This is a genomic window from Arenibacter palladensis (assembly GCF_900129275.1).
Classification (GTDB): domain Bacteria; phylum Bacteroidota; class Bacteroidia; order Flavobacteriales; family Flavobacteriaceae; genus Arenibacter; species Arenibacter palladensis.
The window spans coordinates 270,964-295,569 of sequence record NZ_FQUX01000003.1 but is presented as its reverse complement, the minus strand read 5'-3'; the positions used below and the strand labels follow the sequence as shown (position 1 = coordinate 295,569).

The window sequence follows — 24,606 nt, the reverse complement described above, 5'->3', positions numbered from 1 at the left end:
TCTAATGATTGCAAAGTTGTTTAATTTCATTCAGGATTTTTTCTTTCCTAGTATTGGAGATTCCCAAATGATCCAAAAAAAACTTATCCTTCCAAAGCTGCCTGCATAAGACCACATCCCTACTCAACAAAAACTGTTTTTCCCTATTGCTAAGTAGGGTGGATACGGTAATGGGGTAAAGCCCTAAACGATCTATGCGGTCTTTAAGTCCATCATTTAAGGGTAGGTCCCAACTTAAGAGGTTCAGCCCTACACATTTTCCGTAGGTTGAGGCATCGCTGGTAAACCGTGTGTTGGTTACTACCCAACCTTTATCCAGTTCCCTACTTTCGTTTTTCTTGGTAGCCCAATGTGCTTTTACATCGTTATATCTGGAATGGATGTATAGGGGAATCTTAACGTTGCAGTTACGACCTTCTTCAGAGTGGAACTTACATTCTATAATAGTAATGGTTCCATTTTTTTCTGCAACTACATCAATTTCATGGGTAACACAGATACCGTTCATTATTTGATCCACACTAGTGTGGTAGCCGGAATATTCCAGGATGGCGGCCACAAAACGTTCAAAGGGAAAGCCTGTTGGTCCCAATTCGTAAATGGCCTTTTTTAGTTTGTATTTTGAAGCAAAGACCGATTTGTTCTTTTTCAGGAGGGCATAGGCCCTATTGTAGATTTCATTGGTAGAGATGCCCTCATAGAGTTCATCCTTCACCTGTCCTACGATCTGTTCCACTAGATTATGGTCGGCCCCACTGTGTTTTAGGGATTTACGCAGTTTGTCCAAGGAAAATTTGGCACGTTCCCCAGAGGATTTTAGAATTTCAATGTCCAATTCCTTTTCCATATCATTGCTTTAGATGAATATCCAATTCTGGTATTTTTAGTAGTTGCAAGGTGGTGGAAGCAAGTTTTACTTTGTCATCCGTAGCCATGAGGGCCTGTACTATCTGCTCGAACAATTCGTGCTTCGTAATACGCCTTAATTTATAATCCGTGATATATCTTAAGTTTATCGCAATCCAGTTGTCGGTTGGATTAATGGCCAGGGTAGGGGCAATTTTGGCATTTTCTATATAATAGTGCTCCACCATTTCCTCCCATTTGGCCAATGAGCTTTTAGTGTATTCGGAAAGGTATTCCGTGGCCTTTTCCAGGACCAGTTTTTTTGCCAAGGCAACATCCGAATCATAGGTGACAAGTATATTGAGCTCGTCCCAAACAAAAGGGAAATCCATGGAATAGTTCTTTATTGGACCCTTAAAAACAAAGGCGTTGCTTATCTTGACGATCCTACCCGAATAATTGTCACTACTGACCCATTCCCCAATTTCCATTAAGGTAGTATAGATGCTATCAATATCAATGACATCCCCTTTAATTCCGTTTATTTCAATACGGTCCCCAGGTTTATAGACCTTTACAAAAAAGATATAGAATGATCCCGCAATACTTAGGATCAATTCTTGTAGGGTAAATGTTATACCAGCAGTAAATAGTCCTATAATAATAGTATAGTCCTTTATATTTTCTACCGTAAATGCCATTAGGATCAAGAGCGTAATTAGCACGTAACCAATAATCTCAACTCCTTTTTGAGCCTTATATCTAACAGAGACATTATCTATTCTTTTTTTTAGGACCCTCCGAAGAAACCCAATGAAAATTACTATGGCCAGTATCCACAATAAAAGTTTGGCAATCCGTAATACTACGGGGTCGTTAATAAAGTCCAAGGGACTGTTCATGGGCAATGGATTTAAATAAGACCGCCAGAACAATTTTTGTTTAGGCGGTCTCCCAATTAAAAATTAACCAACTATTTTTTTTGGCCAAAAAAGTCCCTGACCAAGGCCTTGGTCTGGTTCTCGGTCATGCTATCGGCTTTGGTGACGGCTTTTACTTTTTCTGCCAAGCCTTTGTGGTGTTCCAGCAGTTCTTTTCTAAATTTTTCATTGGTGTCTGCCGGGCCAAAAAGCGCTATAGAATCGGCATCGCCTATGGCATCTGCAAGTTTTTTAAAATATGATTTTAATTGTGCTTTCTCCCTTTCCAGATAGGTGCGCTCATGTGTAACGTCTTGGGTTGCACCAGATTTTACCCTAGGTCCAGAGGTCCCCTTGCGATTAAAAAATTCCATCTCCGAAAAAATGGTTTCCAATTTCTCTTCTTTGTTGTCCAAACGAATGATATGGGCTTTTTCCCTGTCCATCCATATTCCAATATTTTTCATAATACAGTGTTTTTAAGATTCGTTCAAAGCCAAAATTGGCACTGTGGCATCATAACCAATTTCTTTGACCAATGGTCTAGAAAATATACTATTGAACAAGAAATGCTTTTTGTTAATGAACGCGATCATGTCGCTATTCCTACTTTGAACAAAAGAGGTTATTCCCTGGGCAACATCCTTATCCGTCAGGGTGTGGAAGCTATGGTCTACACCTTGGAGGATGTCATCCAAGAGTTGTTTGTGTTTTTCTTGGTCTTCGGTAAGCGTGGTTTTTTTAGTAAAGTGTACAACCTTTATGGAGGTATTGTGCATCTTGGCAATCTCTATCAAATAATTCAATTCCTTTCGGCTAAAGCTGGATTTATAATTCGTAGGAAAGACAATTTCTTTGGGAATGGAAAACCGCAGTTCATCTGGAACTGCCAGTACTGGACACTCCCTTATTTTCTCCATAGCATTTACCGTATTGCTTCCGAAAATGATTCCCTTGGCGCCAGTAGCTCCCTGTGTACCCATTACAACAAGGTCTATATCCTTATTGTCTATGGTCTGTTTCATAGCCTCTGAGAGAAAATTGAAGGAAGAAATGGTGTAATAACTATGTTTTGGGTTGTCATGGTGTAGCTCCAGCATGTCCAATAGCTTGGCAAAAGCTTCCTCCGATGCCCCTTTGGCGGCTTCGTATTCCGCACTGCCTGGTTCTGGCAATATTAAGGTATTTGTAGTGTAATTAGTCAGCCGGAAGACGTTCAAAAAATAGAATTCGCAGTTGAGCTTAGCATAAAGGTCCAAGGCATAGCGTGCGGCGTTCAGCGCATTTTTGGAGAAATCAGTAGGAATTAATATTCTTTTGTCCATGACAATACTTCTTTAGTTTTATTAAATATAATAGGCTTTGGTGACAGTTTCTATGACAATGGTCATTCTTGGGAGGGGAGAATTAAGAATGGGATATCGGAATACATACTTAAGTCTTTTACCACTGGTTCACGGGTAAGTTTTTCAAAAAGATTGCGTTTTTCATGTACCATGGCGAACAAATCCACCTTGAGTTTTTCCAAAAAGATATCTATTACCTTGGCTTTGTCGTCAAAATTTTTGATCCATTGAAAGGAATGGCCTACATTTTTTAGACCATCTTCCAATTTCTTTCTGTTCTCCTCCTGGGTCTTGTTTAGAATATGTTGTTCCTGAACATGTACGACCCTAATGGAAGCCTTGGACAAAGAAGCCATGTATAGCAATTGATCTATTGTTTTTTGGCCACAATCCTTTCTCAAGTCGGTGACAAAAGCAATTTCCTTTATAGGGTGGAAATCCATTTCGCCCGGAATGGCCAATAAAGGGCATTTAAGATTATCTGCCACTTTTATGGTATTGCTCCCAAAAAACACGTCGGTAGCTTCGGTGAGTCCTTTGTTCCCCATGGTTACCAAATCAATCTTAAGCTCCTCTATCTTTTGGGCTATGATATTTACCAAGTCCCCTTTTTGGGATATAGTCTTAAAGGTGTGTAGAGGATTCTCATTGTCCAAGACTATTTTGTGCTTGGTATGCGTTAATTTTTCCTTGGACTCCGCTTCCAGTTCTTTCAGATGTTTTTTGATATTTAGTATTGGAAGTTTTTTGCCCGGGGCTATGGTAAGTTCCGAATAGGTGTTAAGCATGTAAAAAGTACATTTTTCCGATGCCAATAGTTTTGTTACATAGAACAGGGCGCAATAGGCATTATTGGAAAAATCGGTGGCAACAAGAATATTCTTCATTATCTACGAATTAAAATTGTGGAATTACCAAAAAAGGAATAGTAACATGGAAACCTATTTTTTTGATGACAGGTTCAATAAAAAGTCGCTCCATAAATGTATGTTTGTTCTGAACCATGACCAGCATGTTGATTTTTTCCTTAGCCTGGAATGCATTGATGGCGTCTATGATTTCATTATTGGGAACATTGTGGAATAATGCCTTGTTACCCAAAATCTTTTCAAGGCCCTTCTTTTGCTTTTCTTGATCTGGAGTAAGTTCATATCCTGTGGATACGTGCAAAACATTTATTTGGGACCCGTATTCATTGGCTATGTCCAACAGTGGACTCAATTTCTCCTTTTTGTATATAATTTCATAGTCTGTAGGAAATAATATTTCCATAGGATTCTCGTACTCAAAATTGGGCGGTACCACCAGGACAGGGCAATTGGCTTTTCTTATAACGTGTACCGTATTTGTCCCAAAGAGGATTTCCTCGGCCCCTGTGACCCCTTTGGTGCCCATTACGACCAAATCTATGCCTTCGGATTCAACCGTTTCCATAACTTCATTCACCAAGGTGTTGAAGGCAGTGTGTATAACCAGGCTATGATTAGGGTTGCTGTATTCCTTTTCCAAACGGCTTTTTAGTTTTTCCAGTTGGGTCATGGATGTTTCCTGCATTACATCGCCCAAACCTATGAGTCCAGGACTTCCAACCAAATATTCCGCGTTGTACACCGGCGGCATATAGGTATGCATAAGGTAAAATTTACATTTGGCATTCTTGAAAATCTTCAAGGCGTAGCCAATGGCCTGAATGGAGTTATCTGAAAAATCAGTAGGAAGCAATATTTTTTTCATAGTGTTTATTACATTAGTACAGTAAATCTAAAGCGGAAGAATTTTGAAAACCATGATATTCGTCAGTTTCATTTTCTCTTTGTTTAGGTAATTTTACTTTTCAAAAATTTGATTATGAAGGATAGTTTTAATAACATTATCAATTCAGAAACCCCTGTTCTGGTTGATTTTCACGCAGATTGGTGCGGACCCTGTAAAATGTTGGCACCTATATTAAAACAGGTTAAGGACGAAATGGGGAATGCCCTAAAAATCGTAAAGATCGATGTGGATAAGAATCAATCCTTGGCCAGTACTTATCAGGTAAGGGGGGTGCCTACCATGATATTGTTTAAAAACGGGAAGCAGGTATGGAGGCAATCCGGTGTGCTTCAAAAGAACGACATACTACAGGTTGTTCAGCAGCATATTTGAAGGGCGATCCTATGGACTCGCCCTGCAATCAAGAACCATCATTCTTATTCATGTACTATTAGAAATGGAATCTTGGTATGGTAACTAATTTTTTCCACCGCCGGTTTAAATAGGATGCGTTCCAGGAAGTTTAGGTTCTTTGCTACCATGATCAGCATATCCAAATCCCTGCTTTCTACGAAAGCTTGCACCGCGTCATCGAGGTTCTTTATAGTAAGGGTATGAAAGGAATGCTCGTTTTCACTGAAATAATTCTTTATAAATTCCTTGTTCTTCATCTGTAGATCCGTAAGGTCCTTTCCTTTTTGGGACACATACAGAAAGCGTAGTGCAGCATTGTGCATAATTGCAAGTTCCTTTATATGGTTAAGGACCTTAATGTCATAGCTCAACTGGAAATCGGTAGGAAACCCTATTTCTCGAGGGGTATTGTATTCGGCGTCTTCCGGCACTGCCAAAACCGCGCATCGTACTTTGGTCAATACGTTGCCCGTATTGCTTCCCATGGAAACAGCTTTAAGGCCGGTGGCCCCTTTGGTTCCCATAATGATCAGGTCTATATTTTTATCCTTTACTTCTTGCTTAATATGATCGGTAAAAAATCCGTATAAGGCCGTTATATTGAAGGTATGTTTTGTGTTTAGCGGCAAGCGTTCAATCTCTTTAAGCAATTTTTCCAATTTTTCCCTACTTTCCTTAAGGATGGTTTCCTCCAATATTTCCGGAGAGACATACATGGCGGCTTCGCCACCGGAATTGTAGGAAATAGGATTTATATGGACGATATGAAAAGTACATCTGGTTTTAGAGTACAATGCCGTACCATATTTAATGGCATTCCAAGCATTGTCAGAGAAGTCGGTAGGTATCAATATATTTTTCATAAAAGTTTTTTTAACGGTTCAATATGGTTTGGTATGGTTGGCGTATTATAATGAACTAAAATTAATTGTTCTTTAATTGTTCCAGAATGACATATATCATGTTGGCTCTAATAGCTGCAAAATGACAGTTGTGTTTAGGGCTCTATAAGTGGAAATATTAGAAAAGGTACTTCCGTATTGAAGGCTACCCGCTTGATCACATTTTCCTTGGTAAGCTTCTCGAAGAAACTATGCCAATAGTTTACCATGGCGATTATTCCTATATTTTCATTTTCATGGGTATAGCCATTTATGGCCCCAGAAATAGTACTATGTCCCTTAACCTCTTCAAAACGGTGTTTTAGGCCAAAGAACCGTTCGGGCAATGTATCCTTGGCAGTTTTTTGATGGGCTTGCAATTCCTTGCCCATATCAATATGCACAATGGTAATTTTGGAGTCCCATAATTTAGCCAGTCCTATAAGTGGTACTAATTCTACTTCACTGTAGATATGTTCAAAATTTGTGGCAAAGGCTATTTCATCCGGAAGGTCAAAATTATAATTTTCCGGAACGGCAATGATAGGGCAGAAGTCTATTTTTTGAATGATCCTTACGGTGTTACTGCCCATGAATACCTCTTTTAATGCAGAGGAACCTTTGGTTCCCATAAAAATGTATTGTATGCCCTTATCTATGGTGGTTCTTCCTATGGCATTTACCAAAGAATCGGCAATGCTTAATCCATTGAAGGAGTGCTTACTGTTTTTGTTTTTGGATTCCAATTCGCCTATTAGGGATTTTATGTCTCTATCGGATTCATCTTTTACAGCCCTAAATAGGCGGGTGTCCTTTGCCTTGCCCATTGTACTGCTTAAATTGGATGCCCCTACTTCAAAGGCATGCAAAATATGGAATACACAATTCTCCTTTTCAAATAGATAAATGGCATAGTCTATGGCATTTCGGGCGTTTGTGGAAAAGTCTGTGGGAAGGAGTATATGCTTTGCTTTCATGAGTTTGTTGTTATTGCTCCTAAGGGGTAACACCTGTCTGAAAGTTTCATTCTTTGAGGCGTAGCCTTGGATGATTAAAAAATGTTAGGACCCTTTGTGCATAATAATATTCGGCATTATGTGGGTCCATCTCTAATAATGGTTGAACGTCTTTTAATTGCTTCTTCTAGGATTGCCCAGGAAGGAACAAGACCGGTACCATGGAATGGAAGGCTATTTTTTTAATAATAGGCTCATCTATAATTCTTTCCCAAAAGCTATGCTGGTATCTCACCATGGTAAGGAGATCAGCCCTGGTTTCATTAACATACTGCTCAACACTTTGCGCAATATTGCCATCGAAGTTAATATCATGCAGGGAATATGTATAAGCGGCCAACCGTTCTTCCAAAATTTTCAGGTTCGTTTTCTGGGCATCGGTGAGAATAAATTCTACCGCCACATGTATCACCTGAATTGCTGTGTTCCAAAGTTCTGTAAGTTCTAGCATGGGCAATAGCTCAAACTTTTCATATTTTCTTGTATAATCTGTTGGAAATACGAGTGTTTTTAGCTTTTGGAAGTTAAAGTCATTGGGAACTACTAAAATGGAAATATTATTAAGTTGTTTTAAGACTTTTACCGTATTACTGCCCATAAAGATTTCCTTAGCTCCAGTAGCACCTTGGGTACCCATAACAACTAGGTCTATATCTTTGACCCTAACCAATTCCTTGACCGATCCTTCCAAGGTGTCGGATCTGGAAATGATTTCAAAGCTATGGTTCGGGTTGTTGTGGTTTTGGTTGAGGTAAGACAAAATCTTATCTAGTTCCTGTACCGAATTTTGAGCCAATGAGTCATAAATTACACCTAATCGCTGTTGACTTTTTTGCCCCAGCATGTTCATGGCCTTTGGTTCATAGGCATGTAGAATGAGAAACTTACATTGTACGTCGGCATAGAGTTTTAACGCTGTGAATATGGCATTCCAAGCATTATCGGAAAAATCTGTCGGCAACAATATATTTTTCATCATTAGGTTTTTTTAAGGGGTTCTTCCCAACTTTCCGGTATGGCTACAAAAGGTATCCTGGAATGATATCCAATGGAGTCTATGGTAGATTTATTGATCAGGCGATGTAAGAAGGAATGTTTGCGGTTCATAATGGCCAGTAGCCCAATTCTGTGTTTTTCCACATATTCATGTATGGCATTGGGCATTAATTCGCCCTTCACCTGCTCAAAGCTATGGTCCATGGGTTGAAGGAAAGCGCCAAGGGCTTTTTTATGGGCATTTTGTTGCTCATTAAGCACAAAATCTTCCTTAACATTCAATACAATCAATTTAGCCTTGTGCCATTTGCAAATTTCAGCTAGAAAACTTAAAGCTTCCGGGTCATAAGGCCTGGTGTAATCTGTAGGGAAGACGATGGTGTCAATTTCCTTAAAGGCATAACCATTGGGAATGGCCAATACCGGAATCTTGGCTTTTTTGATAACATGGACGGTGTTGGTTCCCAAAAATATTTCCTTGGCACCTGTAGCCCCCTGGGTTCCCATGGCAATAATGTCCAATCCTTCCCGTGCTGTAACCTCTTCAATTTCATCGGTCAGAATGTTAAAAGAAGAAATGGTCTTGAATTGATGGTTTTTATTTGGGTAATGCTTTCTAATGTCCCTAAGTGTTTTTTCCAAACCTTTCTGGGCCGTCTCGACTCCCTTGTCCGGAATAGCACTGTTCACCGGACCGCCCATCATATAATCTACCCTATAAAAAGTGGGCGTATAGGTGTGAAGTATATAGAAAAGACACTTTTCATTTTGAAAATAATTCACGGCATACGCGATGGCGTTCCATGCGTTGGTGGAAAAATCGGTGGGCAATAAAACTTTTTTCATCCTTGTATCTTTTTTGATTTATCGGGGTAGATTCTGCATCACTAAAAAGGGAATCTTTAAACGTAGTCCAATTTCGTCTACCGTTGATCTGTAAAGCATATCTTCCAAGAATGAGTGGCGCGAGTTTACCATGACCAATAAATTTATGTTGTTCTTTTTAATGTAATCCATTATGGCTTCCGCCTTATTCTTTGTGGGGAGTCTTTCAAAAAACAGGAAGGCTTCTGCCAATGATTCCCTAAGAAAACGTTGGTTGTCTATCTGTCGGTTGCTTAAATCTTCAAAGTCAGAAATATAAAGACAGTGAATTTCCGATTTAAATTCGGCGGCCAAGGTGTTCAGCAACTTCAATTCCCTACGTTTATAAGGCAGCATATAATCTGTGGGAAACAGTATCTTTTTTGGCTGATGGTACTTATAGTCCAAAGGAACTGCGAGTACTGGGCACTGTACGTATTTGAAAACCTGTACCGTATGGCTGCCGAAAGTAATTTTTTTGTCCGCTGTCTGTCCTTTTGTCCCCATTATTACTAGGTCAACATTTATTTGGTTGGCAAAGTCGTTAACGGCATCGACCAAAGTGTCGAATGCCGATAGGGTTTCGTAACTATGTTTTGGATTGTGTTCCCTGGCAGCTAGTTTTTGGATGAGATCTTTTAAGGATTTATCCGTGTTATTCCTAACAGTTTCCTTTTGATCTTCAAAAGAGGTTTCCCCATTGGTCTTGAAAGGGCCATAAACCTCGTCTGCATAGGCATGTAAAAAGTAGAAATTGGTGCGTTCACATTTGTATAGATTAAGTGCATAATCTATGGCATGCATAGCACTCTTGGAAAAATCGGTAGGAATTAAAACTGCTCTCATAGGTTTTCTTTTGTATACCTACCAAAGTTATCGGTAGCGACCTACAAAACCTATGACATTTATCAGTAGCCAAATATCAAAATAGGGGGCGGGAGGTTTATTCGTGCATGACCAATAAAGGAATACTGGTCTGAAAACTGATTTTTTTAATGGAGGTGTCGAACAGCAGTTGTTGTAAAAAATTAAGGTTTTTGGCCACCATGATTACCATATCTATTTTCTCGCTCACCACAAATTGCTCAATGGCATTTTTGGCCTTTTCATGTTTTAAGTTGTGGATGCTATGCGATTCTTCATAAAGTTCCAGCAAATAGTCCTGTAGATAGACCATATTCTGATTTTGGGTTTCGTTTAATTGTACCCCGGGCTTGGTGACATTAACAACTCTTAACTTAGCCTTGGTAATACGGAGCATTTTTGAAATTGCTTCCAATATGGAATAGGAATAGAAAATATTGTAATCGGTAGGAAAGGCAATTTCCTTGGGGATGCACTGTTCGGCTTTTTCTGGAATCATCAATAGATTGCAGGGTACTTTAGTCATGACATTCCCGGTATTGCTGCCTAAAATGGTTTCTTTTATACCAGAAGCCCCTTTGGTCCCCATGACAATTAAATTTATCTTTTTATCCAATACGGTCTTTCGAATAATATCTATGAGATTTCCATATTCATGCAGGGCAATGAAGTGATGGTCCTTGTTGGTGGTAATGGTCTTTATGCGGGCAAAGGTATCCGTAAGATTATCCCTGAGTGCCATGGTGATGCCTTTGGATGGCATAACGAAGGAATTGCTCTCTACACCCGATCGACTCAAGGAATCAACATGGAGAACGTAAAAATTACAGGGCGCATCCTTGAAAAGCTTTAAGGCATATTCAATTGCGTTCCAAGAATTTTCGGAAAAATCGGTGGGGAACAGTATATTTTTCATTCTACATTAAATAGATACATCAATACAAAACTAGACTTATGGTCATAGCTGTAATATGACATTGGTCAGTTTTGCATAAAAATTAATTTTTAAGAATATACTTAATTGATGTACTGCAGGGCCTTTAATTCCTTGATACGGATATTTCTACCTTCAATGTCTATAAGCCCTTCTTTTTTGAAACCGGAGAGTGTTCGTATAAGGCTTTCCGTTGCAATACCGGCTACACTGGCCAAATCGTTCCGGGAAATTTTAATCGGGTCCTCGGTTTTTTTGTTCATTATTTCTGCAAACTGTAACAAGGTTTGGGCGGTTTTCTTACGAACGGAACTATAGGCCATTTGCAACAATTGCTGTTTTATGTCCTTAATATTTCCAGTAAGCAGTTCCATTAGTTCCAGGGAGATATTGTGGTTCTTTTCCAATACCTGCTTCAAATTCTCCTTGGATATCCCGGCCAGTTCCACGTCCTCAATGGCAGTTGCCGATTCTTGGTAAGGAATATTTTCTATAAAGGAGGTAAATCCCAAAAAGTCGTCTGCCCTATAAAGCGAAGTAATCAATTCTTTTCCGTCCTCGTCCATCGTATGGCATTTTACTACCCCTTTAAGGATAAGGTATATTTTATGCGAATAGGTGCCTTCTTGGTAGATGATACTACCTTGGAGAAAACTGGTGGGTTCGCCATTGTCGTCAAAAAAATTTTTCAACTCGTTCAAGGTGCGTATCTGATCTTCAGGGTGCGCAGGGTCCAACGATCCTTCCTGAGCCATACGCCCCAAAAGTTCCACCTTTGCCAATCTACTTTCAATGGCATTTATGAGGTCTTCCTCTTCAAAAGGCTTGGTAAGGTAATCGTCGGCGCCCAGATCCATTCCCTTTCTTATTTCTTTATGTTCCGTTTTGGCAGATAGGAATATAAAGGGAATGTGTTTGGTTTTTTCATTCGACGATAACTCCTTAAGAACGCCATAACCATCTACCTCCGGCATCATAATGTCGCATACGATAATATCCGGTAATTTTTCCTTGGCCATTTGAATACCAATTTTTCCGTTTGGGGCTGTAATCATGGAATAACCAGAAAGCTCCAAAAGCTCTTCGGTGTTTTCACGTAAGGCCCTATCGTCCTCGATTAAAAGAATTGTTTTCATTGTTCTCTCAATTTACGTTTTCTAATGGGATAACTATAGTAAAAATAGATCCTTTGTTTTCTTTACTGGTAAATTCAATGGTGGCGTCAAGATTTTCCAAATGCTGTTTTGCAATATTAAGCCCAATACCTGTACCTTGGTTTAATAATGCATTCTCCGCCCTAAAATAACGATTAAAAATATGTTTTTGGTCCGCTGCAGGTATACCTATACCACGATCAATGACTTTTATTAAAATGGTGTCCTGGGTTCTATTCACCTCTAGGCTTATGATGGTATCCTCAGGGGAATATTTAATGGCATTGTGTATTAGGTTGGACAAGGCCAGTTCCAAGGTTTTTTCGTCAAATCTGATGAAAATATCATCAATATTCTCCGGATATTTAATGGTTTGGCCCGCCTTAAGGAGCATGTTGGCACCATAGACTACTTCGTTTACAATTTTACTTAGGGGAAAAGTTTCGATCTTGTAATTCACCTTTCCGGAATCCAATCGTTCCACCGAAAGAAAATCGGTTAATATGGTGTCCAAATACCTTACTTTGTTCTTTATAGTTTCTACGTGTTTGTCCCGCTTTTCCTGTTGGTGGCTTTCGGTATATTTGGCCAATAAGGTTATAGAGGTAAGTATACTGCTCAAAGGGGTTTTAAATTCATGGGAAACCAAAGAAAGGAAGCGTGTTTTTAGTTCGTTCAATTCCTTCTCCTTGGCCAAGGCTTCCGTGAGTTGTTTGGTGCGCTCTTGGACCTTTTTTTCTAATTTTTCGGTATAATTTTTACGCTCTGTTATATCTAGTATTATAGCAACAATAACATCATTTTCACCAAATGTTGATAGTTGCAAGTGTACTTCTACGGGATAGATGGACCCGTCCTTTCTTTGATGGTCGGTTTCAAACTTTACCTTGTCCCTTTTTCCATTGAGCAGGGGTTCTATTAGTAACTGGAATTGAGGGGAATCCATGTTGGGCTTTATATCCAATGGCTTCATGGCCTTAAATTCTTCCAAGTTATAGCCCATATTTCGTTGGGCCTCTTTGTTTACGTTCACAAAATGCAGTGTGTTGGCGTCGAAAACGTAAATTTCGTTAAGGGATTCATCAAATATCTTGGCCCAATGGCTTAGTTCCTTTTCTTTGATCTTACGTTGGGTAATATCAATTACTAGAGCCATGACATAGGTTTCGTCATAGAGCTTAAACGGATTAAGACCCGCCTCGACCGGAAATTCCTCACCGTTTTTTCGTACCCCGTGCAAATCCCTTCCCCGGCCCATTTGCCTACGCTCACTTTTATCAATAAAGTCCTCCACATGGTGACCGTGATGTCCGTGGTACCTTCTTGGTATAAGGGTGTCCAGGGGTTTTCCAAGGAGCTCGCCCTTTTGGTAACCAAACATTCTCCCAGCCGAGGAATTGGTGGCTACTATAATCTGTTGGGTATTGACAACTATAATTCCTTCGGATACCCCTTCGGAAAGTAGATTGAATATTTCACTGTTTTTTTGAAAGGCCTGCATAAGCCAAAGATAAAATTTTTAAACTGATTATTGTCATATAAAAAACTTGGTCTATTCGCTATTTTTAACTCATACTCTTCAACAATATAGAAATGAAAAATACAAAGAAAGTAGGTAAGGAATTGTACGAAAACTTGGGAAAATTATTCTACGCCATTGCCATGGCAGACTCCCGTGTACATGGTAAGGAGGTAAGTAAACTTAGGTCCTTTATTAGAAAATATTGGTTGGAGGTAGATGAGCTGGAGGACGAATATGGGACCGACGCAGCTTTTCAGATCGAATCGGTATTTGATTGGTCAATGGACAATGATCTGGACAGTGAAGCCTGTTACGACGATTTTAAGGATTTCTATAAAGACAATAAAGGTATGTTGAGTGCATTCATAAAGGTGCTTATTTTGGATACTGCAAATGCCATTTCCAATAGTTTTTCAGGAAAGAATAAGGCAGAATTGGTGATGCTGGGCAAACTGGAACTTTTACTAAAGGAATAATAATGCAGAATTGGTCGGGACCCTGATCATTGATCAGATCTTAAATGTCATTACCGGCAATCTTGCGTGGTTGACGATATCTTCACCTACACTACCCAATAAGAAATGTGAAAGGCCTTTTCTTCCATGTGTAGGAAGTACAAGGAGGTCAAATTTTTCGGTCTTACTAAAATTAAGAATCCCATTTTCCACACTGCGGTCGTTGTATATTTCAACTTTGGATTTGGTGTCCTCGGCCTTCTTCATAAATTTGGCAATGCGATCATCGGCTTCCGGAGTACTCAAAAAATCTTGATAAGGGGTATTGATGTAAACCAATTTTAATTTGGCCGAAAATTTTTGTGCCATCAACTTAACATTCTTAAATGCCGGTATCATATCCTCTGAAAAACTACAGGCGAAAAGGATATTGTTTATAGTGAATTTTGAATTTTGCTCTTTTATAACCAAAACAGGGACATCGGAAGTGCGCACTACCTTTTCGGTATTGGATCCAATAAAAATTTCATTGAAGCCAGTACTTCCATGCGAACCCATAACGATCAAGTCTATATTTTGTTCCTTGGCCACATTGTTGAGCTCACTGAACACCTTGTAGTTCTGTACTATTTTATGAATAGTAATGTCCTTTAAATAGGGTTTGTCCAGAAAGGTCTTAAATTTTTTCTTTGCAAGCCCCATAAAGTATTTGGCTTCTTCGTACTCCAAAAATTCCTCTTCGGCATATGCTGCCTCCGAAATTCCCAGCATATGTAATACGGTAATATCCGCGTTCTGCTGTTTTGCTATGCCGGCAGCGGCCTCCAGCGCGTAGGCCGAGTAATCGGAAAAATCAACAGGTACCAATATGTGTTTCATTGTATATTTTTTATGGTTGTGGTCATCTTGGCCTTACTTTTTGGCAGCGGTTTCAATTCGCTGGTTCCCCAATACAAAATTTCCATTTCTGTTTAGGCCGGGCCCAGGTTCTGTTATAAGGACAGAATGTTCTGAAACAAAAATATACAGTTGCTTTACCATTTAAAATGATATTGGTCACAATATCCAGCTTTTATTAAATACCGTTCTAGGACCCTCTGTACCTTGGGAAAAATTCATTTCCATTTTAATATTTTCAAAAGCTTCTATACCCTGAACATGTCTGAAAGTCCGAAGATGGGGTTTATTATTTGTGGACTACTGACTTTGGTCATTTTGTACAGCATATCCAAACATTACTTTAGTAGAAATAAAAATCAAAGTCATGAAAAATATTATTATCACAGCATTCGTAATGCTAATGCTTCCGAACGTATTCCATTCCCAAACTGTTAAAAACATTGATGAGATAGCTCCGTTTAGCGAAGGGTTGGCGGCCGTTAGACAAGGGAATCAATGGGGATTTATTAATGAAGAGGGTCAAATGGTAATTGATTTTCGTAACGATATTTATTGGAACAAGGATGCCGATACCTCAAAAAAGGATATTTCCGGTGTAAAATACCCTATGTTCAATGAAGGACGCTGCCTGATTACCAAGATTGTGGAGGATGGTGTTCCCGTTTATGGGTTTATAGATACCAAGGGTAATGTAGTACTTGAACCCCAGTTATTAAATGTTTATCCTTTTAAGAATGGCTTTACTACGGCTGTCCTTTTTGAGAAATCCATGAAGGGGAAAAACGAATTCAATCTAGATATTTACGAATTTAAATTTCACGATGTTATGCTGGATACCTCTGGGGAAATTGTGGAGTTTTTTAATAGAAGGTATAATATCCAAATGACCAAGAAGAGGTATCAAAGGCCTTCAGTAGGGGTGAAACATTTATCGAAAGGCTTGGTTGGGGTACATACCCAAGATCAAGGTTGGGAAGTAAGAAAGATAACTTTAAATAATTAAGATGTTACGACTAAAGGGTAAAGTAGCCGTTATAACGGGCGGTGCAGGGGGCATAGGATTGGCCACGGCAAAACTGTTTTTACAGGAAGGTGCCAAGGTGGTTATCGTGGATATTGATAGGGAAGTTTTGGAAAAGGCGATTTTGGCCATAGATCACGAGAATCTGTCCATTTGTGTTGCCGATGTTTCAAAAGCCACGGATACCGAAAAGTTTGTCGAGACCACGCTAGAGGTTCATGGAAAGATCGATATATTTTTCGCCAATGCCGGAATTGAAGGTGTTTCCAAACCAATTACGGAATATCCGGACGAGATTTTCGATAAGGTAATTGGGGTAAACCTAAAAGGAGTTTGGCTGGGGTGCAAGCATGTAATTCCGAAAATGCAGCGCGGTGGAAGTGTAATTATTACTTCCTCAGTAGCCGGTTTAAAGGGTTTTGCTGGGTTGGGAGCCTATGTGGCCAGCAAACATGCGGTGGTTGGTTTAATGAGGGTTGCGGCCCAAGAAAATGCCGAGCGTAAAATCCGCGTGAATACCATTCATCCGGGTCCCGTTAACAATAACATGATGCGGCGTATAGAAGTGGATATGTCGCCCAGTAGTCCTGATGAGGTTATGAAAGGCTTTGAGGCCGCTGTACCTTTGGGTAGATATGCAGAATCCAATGAAATTGCGGAGATGGCACTTTTCTTGGCCTCGGACGAGAGTAAGTATATTACAGGTACTACCAATGTGGTAGATGGCGGTATGTTAAGTTCTTGAGATATGGATAAGGAAGATATAAGAAAATATTTGGAGGGTGGAGACCTAAGGACCATAGGAGGGGTAAATTTTCTTGTTCCTTTAATACGGGATCAAAAGGACTTCGACCTTTTATTCCATTATCTCCGCTCCAAGGGTAGGCATATAGTAATGAGGGCTGCGGATGCCGTGGAAAAAATTACGCTACGGCATCCGGAATATCTGGAAAGTCACAAAGGTCACTTATTGGGATTGATCCAAAGTGCCGAAGACAAGGAATTGAAGTGGCATCTGTCCTTGTTGGTGTCCAGGTTGTTCCTTAATGACCAGGAGCTGGAATTAGTCTTGGCCAAACTAAAGGAGTGGGCAAGCGATCCTGCCGAAAGTAGAATTGTAAGGGTGAATGCCTTACAGGCCCTTTGTGATATTAAAGACCAAGATCCAGGATTGGAAAAGGATTTTAGGACTCTTATCGGAAAATTGCAAAAGGAGGAAATAGCTTCGATAAATGCCAGGATACGAAAATTAAAAATAAGCTGATATTACCACTTTTTTCTTCTAATACTAGCGGTTTTTACCGCTAGGCCTTTCTAAATTTATTATTACCGTACTATAGTTTTTCAGGTTTGAAGATTATGGGTTTGCTCCCCTAGGTATTTGCACGGGGCAATTTTACCACATATGACATTTGTCATTGTCAATGTCGTGCTGTGGAAATATCTTCAGCAAAATATTATTTATGAAAGGTTTTTTAAGGTTGGGAAAGATTGCCGGTATTCAATTGGAGGTCCATTGGACTTTTGCACTATTATTGATTTGGGCAGGTTTTATTGAGTTTCAGAATAGCGGAAACTTCGAAAGGGTAGCCGTTAACCAAGGATTTATATTGGTGTTGATGGCCTGTGTGGTACTGCACGAATTGGGTCATGCCCTGACCGCTAGAAAATTTGGTATCAAGACCCAAAGAATTATACTTCTACCCATTGGCGGTGTTGCCACTTTGGACAAAATGCCTGAAAAACCGGGACAGGAACTTTTGGTAGCCTTGGCCGGTCCGGCCGTTAATGTTGTGATCGCTATATTTTTGTCGCTTATAATACCTATTAAAAGCTATTTTAATTTCGATAATATTATGGTAGAAGAGATGCTTTATGCACCCAACCTACAGAATTTTCTTTTTTATCTTTTTATAGCCAATATAATGTTGGTTGTGTTTAATCTCATTCCTGCATTTCCTATGGATGGCGGGCGGGTGCTTAGGGCCTTGTTGGCCTTTAGATTAAGTCGTGTGCAGGCAACGAACATTGCAGCCAGCATTGGGCAGTCATTGGCCGTAGTATTTTTTATCCTAGGATTTTTTGTAAACCCCTTTTTAATCCTGATCGCCTTTTTTATTTTCTTCGGGGCGTATGGTGAGAATCAAATGGTTAGGCAAAACTTCATTTTAAAGGGGCATCTGGTAAAGGAGGCCACCTTGACCAATATAAAGGTACTACGTCCGGATAATAATGTACAAGAGGTTATAGATATCCTTTTGGCCAGTACGGAAAAAGATTTTGTAGTAGCTCTCGATAATGAAATAAAGGGAATAGTGACCCAAAAGGATGTTATAAAACATGCCAAGAATCCCTCTGTTTTAGTCAGGGATATTATGGATAAGAACTTCCTTGTGATCGATGAATCTACAGAGATCACCAAGGTATTGGAACTTGTTGGTAAGGAAAAAAAGAGTTTTTTTCCGGTAACAAGTAACGAAAAATTGATCGGTGCTATAGATATGGTAAATATTAGTGAATTTATATTGTTGAAAACGGTATCGGCCAGTTAGGGATTTATGAATTCAAGTGCAATATATGTTCCGGAAGGTTATTGTCATTGGAGCCAAGTTATAATACTTCTAGGGAAGACTTCCTACCTAAAGTACATGCTCCAATTGCCGTTTAATAACCTTTGTTTTATCCGTATACAACTTCCCATTATTTAATGGTAATAAAAACTAAACGTGGCAGGAAAAGAAAAAAATAGTTCGCAACAACCTCTAGTAAACAACCAGGTTTATGGTTTTATTCCAACGGATATTGATGGGGTTGACGATCTTGCGGAGTTGGCCCTTGATTTACGATGGTCTTGGAACCATGCCGTAGATGAAATCTGGTACCAATTGGATCCCGAACTATGGATGGAGACCCATAATCCGTGGGTAGTTTTACAGAACGTGTCCCGGGACCAACTCCTATTTCAAATGGGCAATGAAGCCTTCAGGGCTAAGCTGGATGAAATGATGAAACTTAAGGAGAAATCCCAAAACGACCCCGCATGGTTCCAAAGGAAATATCCCTCATCCTCCTTAAAATGTGTAGCTTACTTTAGTATGGAATTCATGCTGAGCGAAGCATTGCCTATTTATGTTGGCGGTCTTGGCAATGTTGCTGGGGATCAATTAAAATCGGCCAGTGATTTAGGGATTCCCGTTATTGCCGTGGGGCTACTTTACCAACAGGGATATTTTAGACAGTTGATAGATCAATTTGGTACCCAACAGGCGCTTTTTCCGTACAATGATCCCGGGCAACTGCCTATTTCGCCGCTCAGGTTGCCCAATGGGGAATGGTTGAGGATCAATATTTCCTTATCCGGGCATACCGTTTGGTTGCGTACATGGCAGGTACAGGTGGGCCGGGTGAAACTTTATCTTTTGGATAGTAATGATCCAGTTAATATGCCGCTTCACAGGGGAATTACCAGTGCAGCATATGGTGGTGGGGCGGATCTTCGAATTCAGCAGGAAATTATATTGGGTATAGGGGGGTGGAGATTGCTCCGAGCCATGAATATTGCACCGGAAGTGTGTCATATGAACGAAGGTCACTCCGCCTTTCTTGTACTGGAAAGGGCGGCCGATTTTATGCGGGAGAATGGCGTATCCTTTCAGGAAGCATTGGCGGTTACCCGTGCAGGAAATTTGTTTACCACCCATACCGCGGTCTCAGCCGGATTTGATAATTTTAGTCCGTCTTTAATGTGGCAGTTCTTTGCCAATTATGCCAAAGAGGATTTAAATTTGGATTTTAACGACCTGTTGGCTTTGGGTAGGGAAAACCCGCTTAATTTATCCCAGTATTTTAATATGGCCTATCTGGCCATTCATGGCAGTAGTGCCGTAAATGGGGTAAGTAGGCTTCATGGAGAGGTAAGTCGCACTCTTTTTGGAAATTTGTTTAAAAGGTGGCCTAACAGCGAAGTACCGATAGGACATGTCACGAATGGAGTTCACATGCCCAGCTGGGATTCGATATACGCCGATAAAATCTGGACACATTCCTGCGGAAAAGATCGCTGGAGAGGTCATTTGGAATCTGTTGAGCAAGACATTTACTGTGTTTCCGATGTTGCTTTATGGCAATTCCGGAACGCTTCCAGACATCACATGATAAATTTTATCCGCGAAAGGTTCCAAGGACAGACCGAAGACGCCGGCCAGTCTCCAGAAATAGTGGAAATGGCCAAGCATATATTTAATAAGGAAACATTGACTCTAGGTTTTGCACGTCGATTTGTTCCTTATAAGAGGCCAAACCTACTTTTACATGATCCGGAAAGATTTATTCGCATTCTAACAAATCCCCAACAGCCAGTTCAATTGGTAATTGCAGGAAAGTCTCCTCCCTATGATGAGTCCGGAAAGGCGTTGATAAGACAATGGGTGCAATTTATTGACAGGCATGGCCTATATAATCACGTAGTTTTTCTAAGCGATTATGATATGCTGTTGACAGAACACCTTGTGCAAGGGGTAGATGTGTGGATAAATACACCTAGGCGTCCGTGGGAGGCCTGTGGTACCAGTGGTATGAAGGTTTTGGTAAATGGAGGTATCAATCTATCGGAGCTGGACGGCTGGTGGGCAGAGGCCTATACTCCGGAAGTGGGGTGGGCATTGGGCGATGGAAATGAACATGGTGGGGACCCGTCTTGGGATGCTATCGAGGCCAACGAATTGTACGAGTTATTGGAACAAAAAGTTGTACCGGAGTTTTATAACCGCAATGATGAGGGGATACCCGAAAAATGGGTGGCAAAAATGCGAAATAGTATGTCCACCTTAACCCCAAAGTTTTCGGCAAACCGTGCCGTTCGTGAGTACACGGAGAAATATTACCTCCCGGCAGCCAATAATTACAAAAAAAGATCGTCCAAAAAAGGAATGGTAGGAAAAAAAATAGTCGAGACCAACCTTGATCTACAAAATAAGTGGTGGCAAATGCGCTTTGTCCAAACCCAAATTGAAAATATTGCGGGAGGATATCAATATAAAATATTGGTCTGGTTAAACCACCTTGGCCCTGACAAAATTTCTGTTGAGCTTTTTGCCGAAGGCCTACATGGAGGCCCAAACGAAATAATTAAAATGGAGATTGTGGGGCTTGCAAAGAATGGGTCGGATCATGAGTTCCAGGCTAGTGTTAGGACGAGTAGACCGGCGAGTCATTACACGGCCCGGATAGTTCCCTGCTACGAGAATATTTTTGTGCCCTTGGAAAACAATTTGATTTTATGGCAACGATAATTATTTTGAAGAAAAAAGACTACGCTATGAGGCAGGTGCTGCTGATTTTATAGGGATTGTAACGGGAATTCTGTATCTTGAATCTAAAAGGATAAACAATGATAGTACATAGTCTAGGGGAAGAAAATTCACTGTTAAATAAATTTGTAGCCGAAATTAGGGATGCCAATATTCAACGCGATAGTATGCGCTTTAGGCGTAATATTGAACGTATTGGGGAAATTTTGGGTTATGAACTTAGCAAGACCCTTAACTATAGGAACCAAATGGTTGAAACTCCTTTGGGAACCAAGGAAATGTCCATGCCAGTGGATGATCTGGTGCTGTGTTCCGTTTTACGCGCCGGACTCCCATTACATCAGGGTCTTTTAAATTACTTTGACAACGCTGAGAACGCTTTTATTTCTGCATATAGGCATCACCGTGGAGATGAAGATGCTTTTGAAGTTATAGTAAAATACTTTGCCGCCCCTTCTCTGGAAAATAAAACCCTAATTCTTACAGATCCAATGCTGGCCACTGGAAAAACGTTGGAGAATGTTTTAAATGCACTTAAGAACCATGGTAAACCCAAGCAGATCCATATTATATCGGTAATTGGTTCCCAATCCGGGATAGACCATATCAAGACAGTTTTTCCAAAGAATACCCAATTGTGGATAGCGGCCATTGATACCCAATTAAATAGCAAAGGCTATATTGTTCCCGGTATAGGGGATGCTGGGGATTTGGCATTTGGAGTGAAACTCTAGCCTGCTCACCATCCGGACATTTATTGCACTATCTTAATTTTAACCTGGCTCGTTTAATCCCTTTCACAATTTCGTACCATAGTACGGACATCATGCCTGCCATGACGGCAATTCCCAGCTGTTTGAAGGTTAAGGTTTCAAATTGAAAGAAGCTTGTCAATGGGGGCACAAAGAGCAACAATGCCGATAAGATCAAAGTAATTCCAATGATCAAAGGCACCAAGTTGTTCTTATATTTTAAAGTGGTCCAAATGGAATAATAGAAAGAGCGGTTTACCAAGGTCAGAAAAATATTGGAAGATATCAAGACCATAAACACCATAGTTCTTGTTACGGATTCATTGTGACTTTCTAAAACGGCGTATTGGTATACGGATAAAGATCCCAAGGTAATCACTAGTCCTTGAATGATACTGGTTATCAGTTCCTTGAACTTAAAAAAAGTTGTGGTAAATGGCCTTGGTTTTTGAATCATAGTATTTTTCTCCATCGGCTCGTTTTCATAAATAATGGAGCAGGTGGGGCCCATGATCAATTCCAATAATATAACATGGGAGGGTGAAAATATAGCGGGATAGGCCCACCCTAATGCCAAGGGGATAAATACCGTTAATATGATTGGGATATGAATGGATATGATATACTGGATGGCCTTTTTTAGGTTGCCATATATTTTTCTGCCCATGGCAATGGCATCTACCATTTTGGAAAGGTCATCGTCCACTAAGATCAAGGAGGCTGCCTGCTTGGCAATTTCAGTTCCTTTTTTACCCATGGCAATACCAATATGAGATGCCTTGAGCGCTGGCCCGTCGTTGACCCCATCACCTGTCATGGCCACTACTTCGTTATTGGCCTTAATGGCGTTTACAATCCTTAATTTGGCTTCGGGGAACATGCGGGTAAAGACCTGTGTGCTTTTTACCTTTTGCTGTAATTCCTCATCCTTCAATTGCATTAATTCTTCCCCGGTCATGTTTTTTTCATAGCCGGGAAAATTAATTTGTTTGGCAATGGCCATGGAAGTGGCTGGATTATCACCTGTAACCAATTTTACCTGTATTCCAGCCTTGTCGAAATCTTTCAACACCTGGCGGATGTTATCTTTAGGGGGGTCATAAAAGGCCACCAATCCCTTGAAGGCAAATTGAAAATCCTGTTGCTTTTCGGGAAAATCAACCCCTTGGAAATTGGCCTGACCCACTCCTAACATTCGGTATCCTTCCTGCCCTAAATTGGTCAAGATATCCGTAATCTGTTCTTTTTGGGAATCGGTAAGTTTGGAAGTTGCCAAAAGGGCTTCAGGCGCCCCTTTGGCTGCAATGATACGGTTACCTTCACTATTTTGAAACAGATGGGTCATCATAGGCGGTTTCCCGCTTAGCGGATACTCGTGTATCATTTTATAATGCGGCCGCTGGTCTACATGGGCAATTCTGGCATAGGCCTCATGCAAAGCCTTTTCCATAGGATCGAAAGGAATTGGCTCGCTGGCCCACATCGCTATAGTGACCAATTCTTTTTGGGAATTATTAAGGGGGGCATCTGCAGAAACTACCTCTCCCGTATCCAAGGTGAAGAGTTTGGCAAGTTCCATCTTGTTCTGGGTAATGGTGCCCGTTTTGTCCGTACAAATTACGGTAGCGCTTCCCAAGGATTCTACGGTTTTCATTTGTTTTACCACAATGCCCATTTTCATCAATCTATAGGCACCTAAGGCCATAAAAGTGGTAAAGGCTACAGGTATTTCTTCTGGCAGGACACTCATGGCCAAGGTTAAGGCTTTTAACAAACTATCCAATACCTCCCGTGATTGAAGGTAATTGATACCCCAGACCAAAAGAAAAATGATACCGCCCCAAATGGACATATGTTTTACGAAATTGGATATCTGTTTTTCCAAAGGCGTCTTTTCTTCCTGGATTCCTTCGAGACTTTTTCCAATTTTACCCAACTGGGTGCTGTTGCCAATTTCTGTAATGGTGGCGATCGCCAGTCCACTGGCTACGGTAGTACCACCAAATATCTTATTGTCCAATTTTGATGCATCCTTAAAAACGGAAAGGGATTCTCCCGTAAGTATGGATTCGTTTACGGAGAAATCGTTGGAATGAACAATGGTGCCATCGGCAGGAATGGTGTTGCCTTCCTCAACCATTAGGCTGTCGCCAACTACCAACTCCTCACTGGGAATATCTACCACTTCTCCATTCCTAATGACCTGGCTATTGGGTTGGGTAAGACTTTTTAATTTTTCCAGGGCCATCCTACTTTTGGAATCCTGATAAAGGGATATTGAAGCAACCAGGATAATGGCAGCGACCATAAATATTCCATCACCATTATTTCCTGTTATAAAATAGATAGAGGAAGCCACCATTAATAGGATGACCATTGGCTCCTGGGCAACACTTTTTAAAGCGTCCAAAAACCCATTTTCCTTTTTATAGCTAAGGCTATTTTCGCCATGTTTTTTTCTTGAGCTTTTTACTGCTTCATCAGTTAGGCCTTTAATGCCAAAATCGAGTGGATTGATCATGTTGTCTAAATTAACAAAATTGAAGTTAACCATATATGGTAATCCAACTTTCGTATTCTTTCAAATTGGTATAAGGTTAGCACAGTTTTGATATAATGATTTGATATGGTAAAAATAAACGTAAAGAAATTTTGAG

The 24,606-nt window shown here is 40.3% G+C and carries 24 protein-coding genes; 8 read left to right on the top strand and 16 right to left on the bottom strand.

All coding sequences use genetic code 11. From position 1 onward, the window contains the following. Position 1 precedes the first annotated feature (1 nt). The 6 genes from BUA60_RS11410 to BUA60_RS11385 form a co-directional block, all read right to left on the bottom strand. The gene (locus BUA60_RS11410; protein ID WP_072861908.1) at positions 2–847 is read right to left on the bottom strand and encodes an ATP cone domain-containing protein; all 846 of its coding nucleotides are present in this window, start codon (positions 845–847) and stop codon (positions 2–4) included. 1 nt (position 848) lies between these two features. After that, positions 849–1,748: a mechanosensitive ion channel family protein gene (locus BUA60_RS11405; protein ID WP_072861907.1), complete on the bottom strand. Its 900-nt coding sequence runs from the start codon at positions 1,746–1,748 to the stop codon at positions 849–851. A 71-nt stretch (positions 1,749–1,819) separates the two neighbouring features. Further along, on the bottom strand, positions 1,820–2,233 hold the full coding sequence (locus BUA60_RS11400) for a hypothetical protein (RefSeq protein ID WP_072861906.1): 414 nt from the start codon (positions 2,231–2,233) through the stop codon (positions 1,820–1,822). A 12-nt stretch (positions 2,234–2,245) separates the two neighbouring features. Beyond that, positions 2,246–3,091 (bottom strand): universal stress protein, encoded by an 846-nt coding sequence (locus BUA60_RS11395; RefSeq protein WP_072861905.1) that lies wholly within the window; start codon positions 3,089–3,091, stop codon positions 2,246–2,248. A gap of 62 nt (positions 3,092–3,153) precedes the next feature. Next, entirely contained in the window at positions 3,154–3,999 is an 846-nt protein-coding gene (locus BUA60_RS11390; RefSeq protein WP_072861904.1) for a universal stress protein, read from the bottom strand. Positions 4,000–4,009: 10 nt separating this feature from the next. Continuing rightward, positions 4,010–4,846 (bottom strand): universal stress protein, encoded by an 837-nt coding sequence (locus tag BUA60_RS11385; protein ID WP_072861903.1) that lies wholly within the window; start codon positions 4,844–4,846, stop codon positions 4,010–4,012. 114 nt (positions 4,847–4,960) lie between these two features. Here BUA60_RS11385 and trxA point away from each other — a divergent pair, with 114 nt between their 5' ends. Continuing rightward, positions 4,961–5,260 (top strand): thioredoxin, encoded by a 300-nt coding sequence (gene trxA, locus BUA60_RS11380; protein WP_072861902.1) that lies wholly within the window; start codon positions 4,961–4,963, stop codon positions 5,258–5,260. 44 nt (positions 5,261–5,304) lie between these two features. Here trxA and BUA60_RS11375 read toward each other — a convergent pair whose 3' ends face one another. The 8 genes from BUA60_RS11375 to BUA60_RS11340 all read right to left on the bottom strand — a co-directional run bounded on the left by BUA60_RS11375 (position 5,305) and on the right by BUA60_RS11340 (position 13,491). Next, a complete protein-coding gene (locus BUA60_RS11375) occupies positions 5,305–6,144 on the bottom strand; it encodes a universal stress protein (RefSeq protein ID WP_072861901.1) in 840 nt (279 codons plus the stop codon). Positions 6,145–6,278: 134 nt separating this feature from the next. Further along, positions 6,279–7,139: a universal stress protein gene (locus tag BUA60_RS11370; RefSeq protein ID WP_072861900.1), complete on the bottom strand. Its 861-nt coding sequence runs from the start codon at positions 7,137–7,139 to the stop codon at positions 6,279–6,281. A gap of 166 nt (positions 7,140–7,305) precedes the next feature. Further along, positions 7,306–8,157, bottom strand: coding sequence for a universal stress protein (locus BUA60_RS11365; protein ID WP_245802534.1), 852 nt, complete (start codon positions 8,155–8,157; stop codon positions 7,306–7,308). Continuing rightward, the gene (locus tag BUA60_RS11360) at positions 8,157–9,020 is read right to left on the bottom strand and encodes a universal stress protein (RefSeq protein WP_072861898.1); all 864 of its coding nucleotides are present in this window, start codon (positions 9,018–9,020) and stop codon (positions 8,157–8,159) included. The genes BUA60_RS11365 and BUA60_RS11360 overlap by 1 nt, the downstream gene beginning before the upstream one ends. 18 nt (positions 9,021–9,038) lie before the next feature. Then, positions 9,039–9,884 carry a universal stress protein gene (locus tag BUA60_RS11355; protein WP_072861897.1) on the bottom strand — a complete coding sequence of 282 codons (846 nt, stop codon included), beginning with the start codon at positions 9,882–9,884 and terminating at the stop codon, positions 9,039–9,041. 97 nt (positions 9,885–9,981) lie between these two features. Then, the gene (locus BUA60_RS11350) at positions 9,982–10,818 is read right to left on the bottom strand and encodes a universal stress protein (RefSeq protein ID WP_072861896.1); all 837 of its coding nucleotides are present in this window, start codon (positions 10,816–10,818) and stop codon (positions 9,982–9,984) included. Positions 10,819–10,919: 101 nt separating this feature from the next. Further along, positions 10,920–11,972 carry a response regulator gene (locus BUA60_RS11345; protein WP_072861895.1) on the bottom strand — a complete coding sequence of 351 codons (1,053 nt, stop codon included), beginning with the start codon at positions 11,970–11,972 and terminating at the stop codon, positions 10,920–10,922. A gap of 7 nt (positions 11,973–11,979) precedes the next feature. Beyond that, complete coding sequence (locus BUA60_RS11340) at positions 11,980–13,491, bottom strand: sensor histidine kinase (RefSeq protein WP_072861894.1); 1,512 nt, start codon at positions 13,489–13,491, stop codon at positions 11,980–11,982. Positions 13,492–13,583: 92 nt separating this feature from the next. On the opposite strand from BUA60_RS11340, the gene BUA60_RS11335 reads away from it, so the two are divergent. Next, positions 13,584–13,988, top strand: a complete 405-nt coding sequence (locus tag BUA60_RS11335) for a hypothetical protein (RefSeq protein ID WP_072861893.1) — start codon at positions 13,584–13,586, stop codon at positions 13,986–13,988. A gap of 33 nt (positions 13,989–14,021) precedes the next feature. Here BUA60_RS11335 and BUA60_RS11330 read toward each other — a convergent pair whose 3' ends face one another. After that, positions 14,022–14,846 (bottom strand): universal stress protein, encoded by an 825-nt coding sequence (locus BUA60_RS11330; RefSeq protein ID WP_072861892.1) that lies wholly within the window; start codon positions 14,844–14,846, stop codon positions 14,022–14,024. 385 nt (positions 14,847–15,231) lie between these two features. Between BUA60_RS11330 and BUA60_RS11325 the strand changes: the two genes are divergently transcribed. The 6 genes from BUA60_RS11325 (at position 15,232) to upp (ending at position 21,931) form a co-directional block, all read left to right on the top strand. After that, positions 15,232–15,870: a WG repeat-containing protein gene (locus BUA60_RS11325; RefSeq protein ID WP_072861891.1), complete on the top strand. Its 639-nt coding sequence runs from the start codon at positions 15,232–15,234 to the stop codon at positions 15,868–15,870. A gap of 1 nt (position 15,871) precedes the next feature. Continuing rightward, complete coding sequence (locus BUA60_RS11320) at positions 15,872–16,633, top strand: SDR family NAD(P)-dependent oxidoreductase (RefSeq protein WP_072861890.1); 762 nt, start codon at positions 15,872–15,874, stop codon at positions 16,631–16,633. Positions 16,634–16,636: 3 nt separating this feature from the next. Further along, complete coding sequence (locus BUA60_RS11315) at positions 16,637–17,152, top strand: hypothetical protein (protein WP_072861889.1); 516 nt, start codon at positions 16,637–16,639, stop codon at positions 17,150–17,152. 199 nt (positions 17,153–17,351) lie between these two features. Then, positions 17,352–18,440 carry a site-2 protease family protein gene (locus tag BUA60_RS11310; RefSeq protein ID WP_072861888.1) on the top strand — a complete coding sequence of 363 codons (1,089 nt, stop codon included), beginning with the start codon at positions 17,352–17,354 and terminating at the stop codon, positions 18,438–18,440. Positions 18,441–18,614: 174 nt separating this feature from the next. Beyond that, the gene (glgP, locus tag BUA60_RS11305) at positions 18,615–21,179 is read left to right on the top strand and encodes an alpha-glucan family phosphorylase (RefSeq protein WP_072861887.1); all 2,565 of its coding nucleotides are present in this window, start codon (positions 18,615–18,617) and stop codon (positions 21,177–21,179) included. 98 nt (positions 21,180–21,277) lie between these two features. Further along, positions 21,278–21,931 carry a uracil phosphoribosyltransferase gene (gene upp / locus BUA60_RS11300; protein WP_072861886.1) on the top strand — a complete coding sequence of 218 codons (654 nt, stop codon included), beginning with the start codon at positions 21,278–21,280 and terminating at the stop codon, positions 21,929–21,931. A gap of 28 nt (positions 21,932–21,959) precedes the next feature. Here upp and BUA60_RS11295 read toward each other — a convergent pair whose 3' ends face one another. Further along, entirely contained in the window at positions 21,960–24,470 is a 2,511-nt protein-coding gene (locus BUA60_RS11295; protein ID WP_072862069.1) for a cation-translocating P-type ATPase, read from the bottom strand. Between the last annotated feature and the right edge of the window lie 136 nt (positions 24,471–24,606).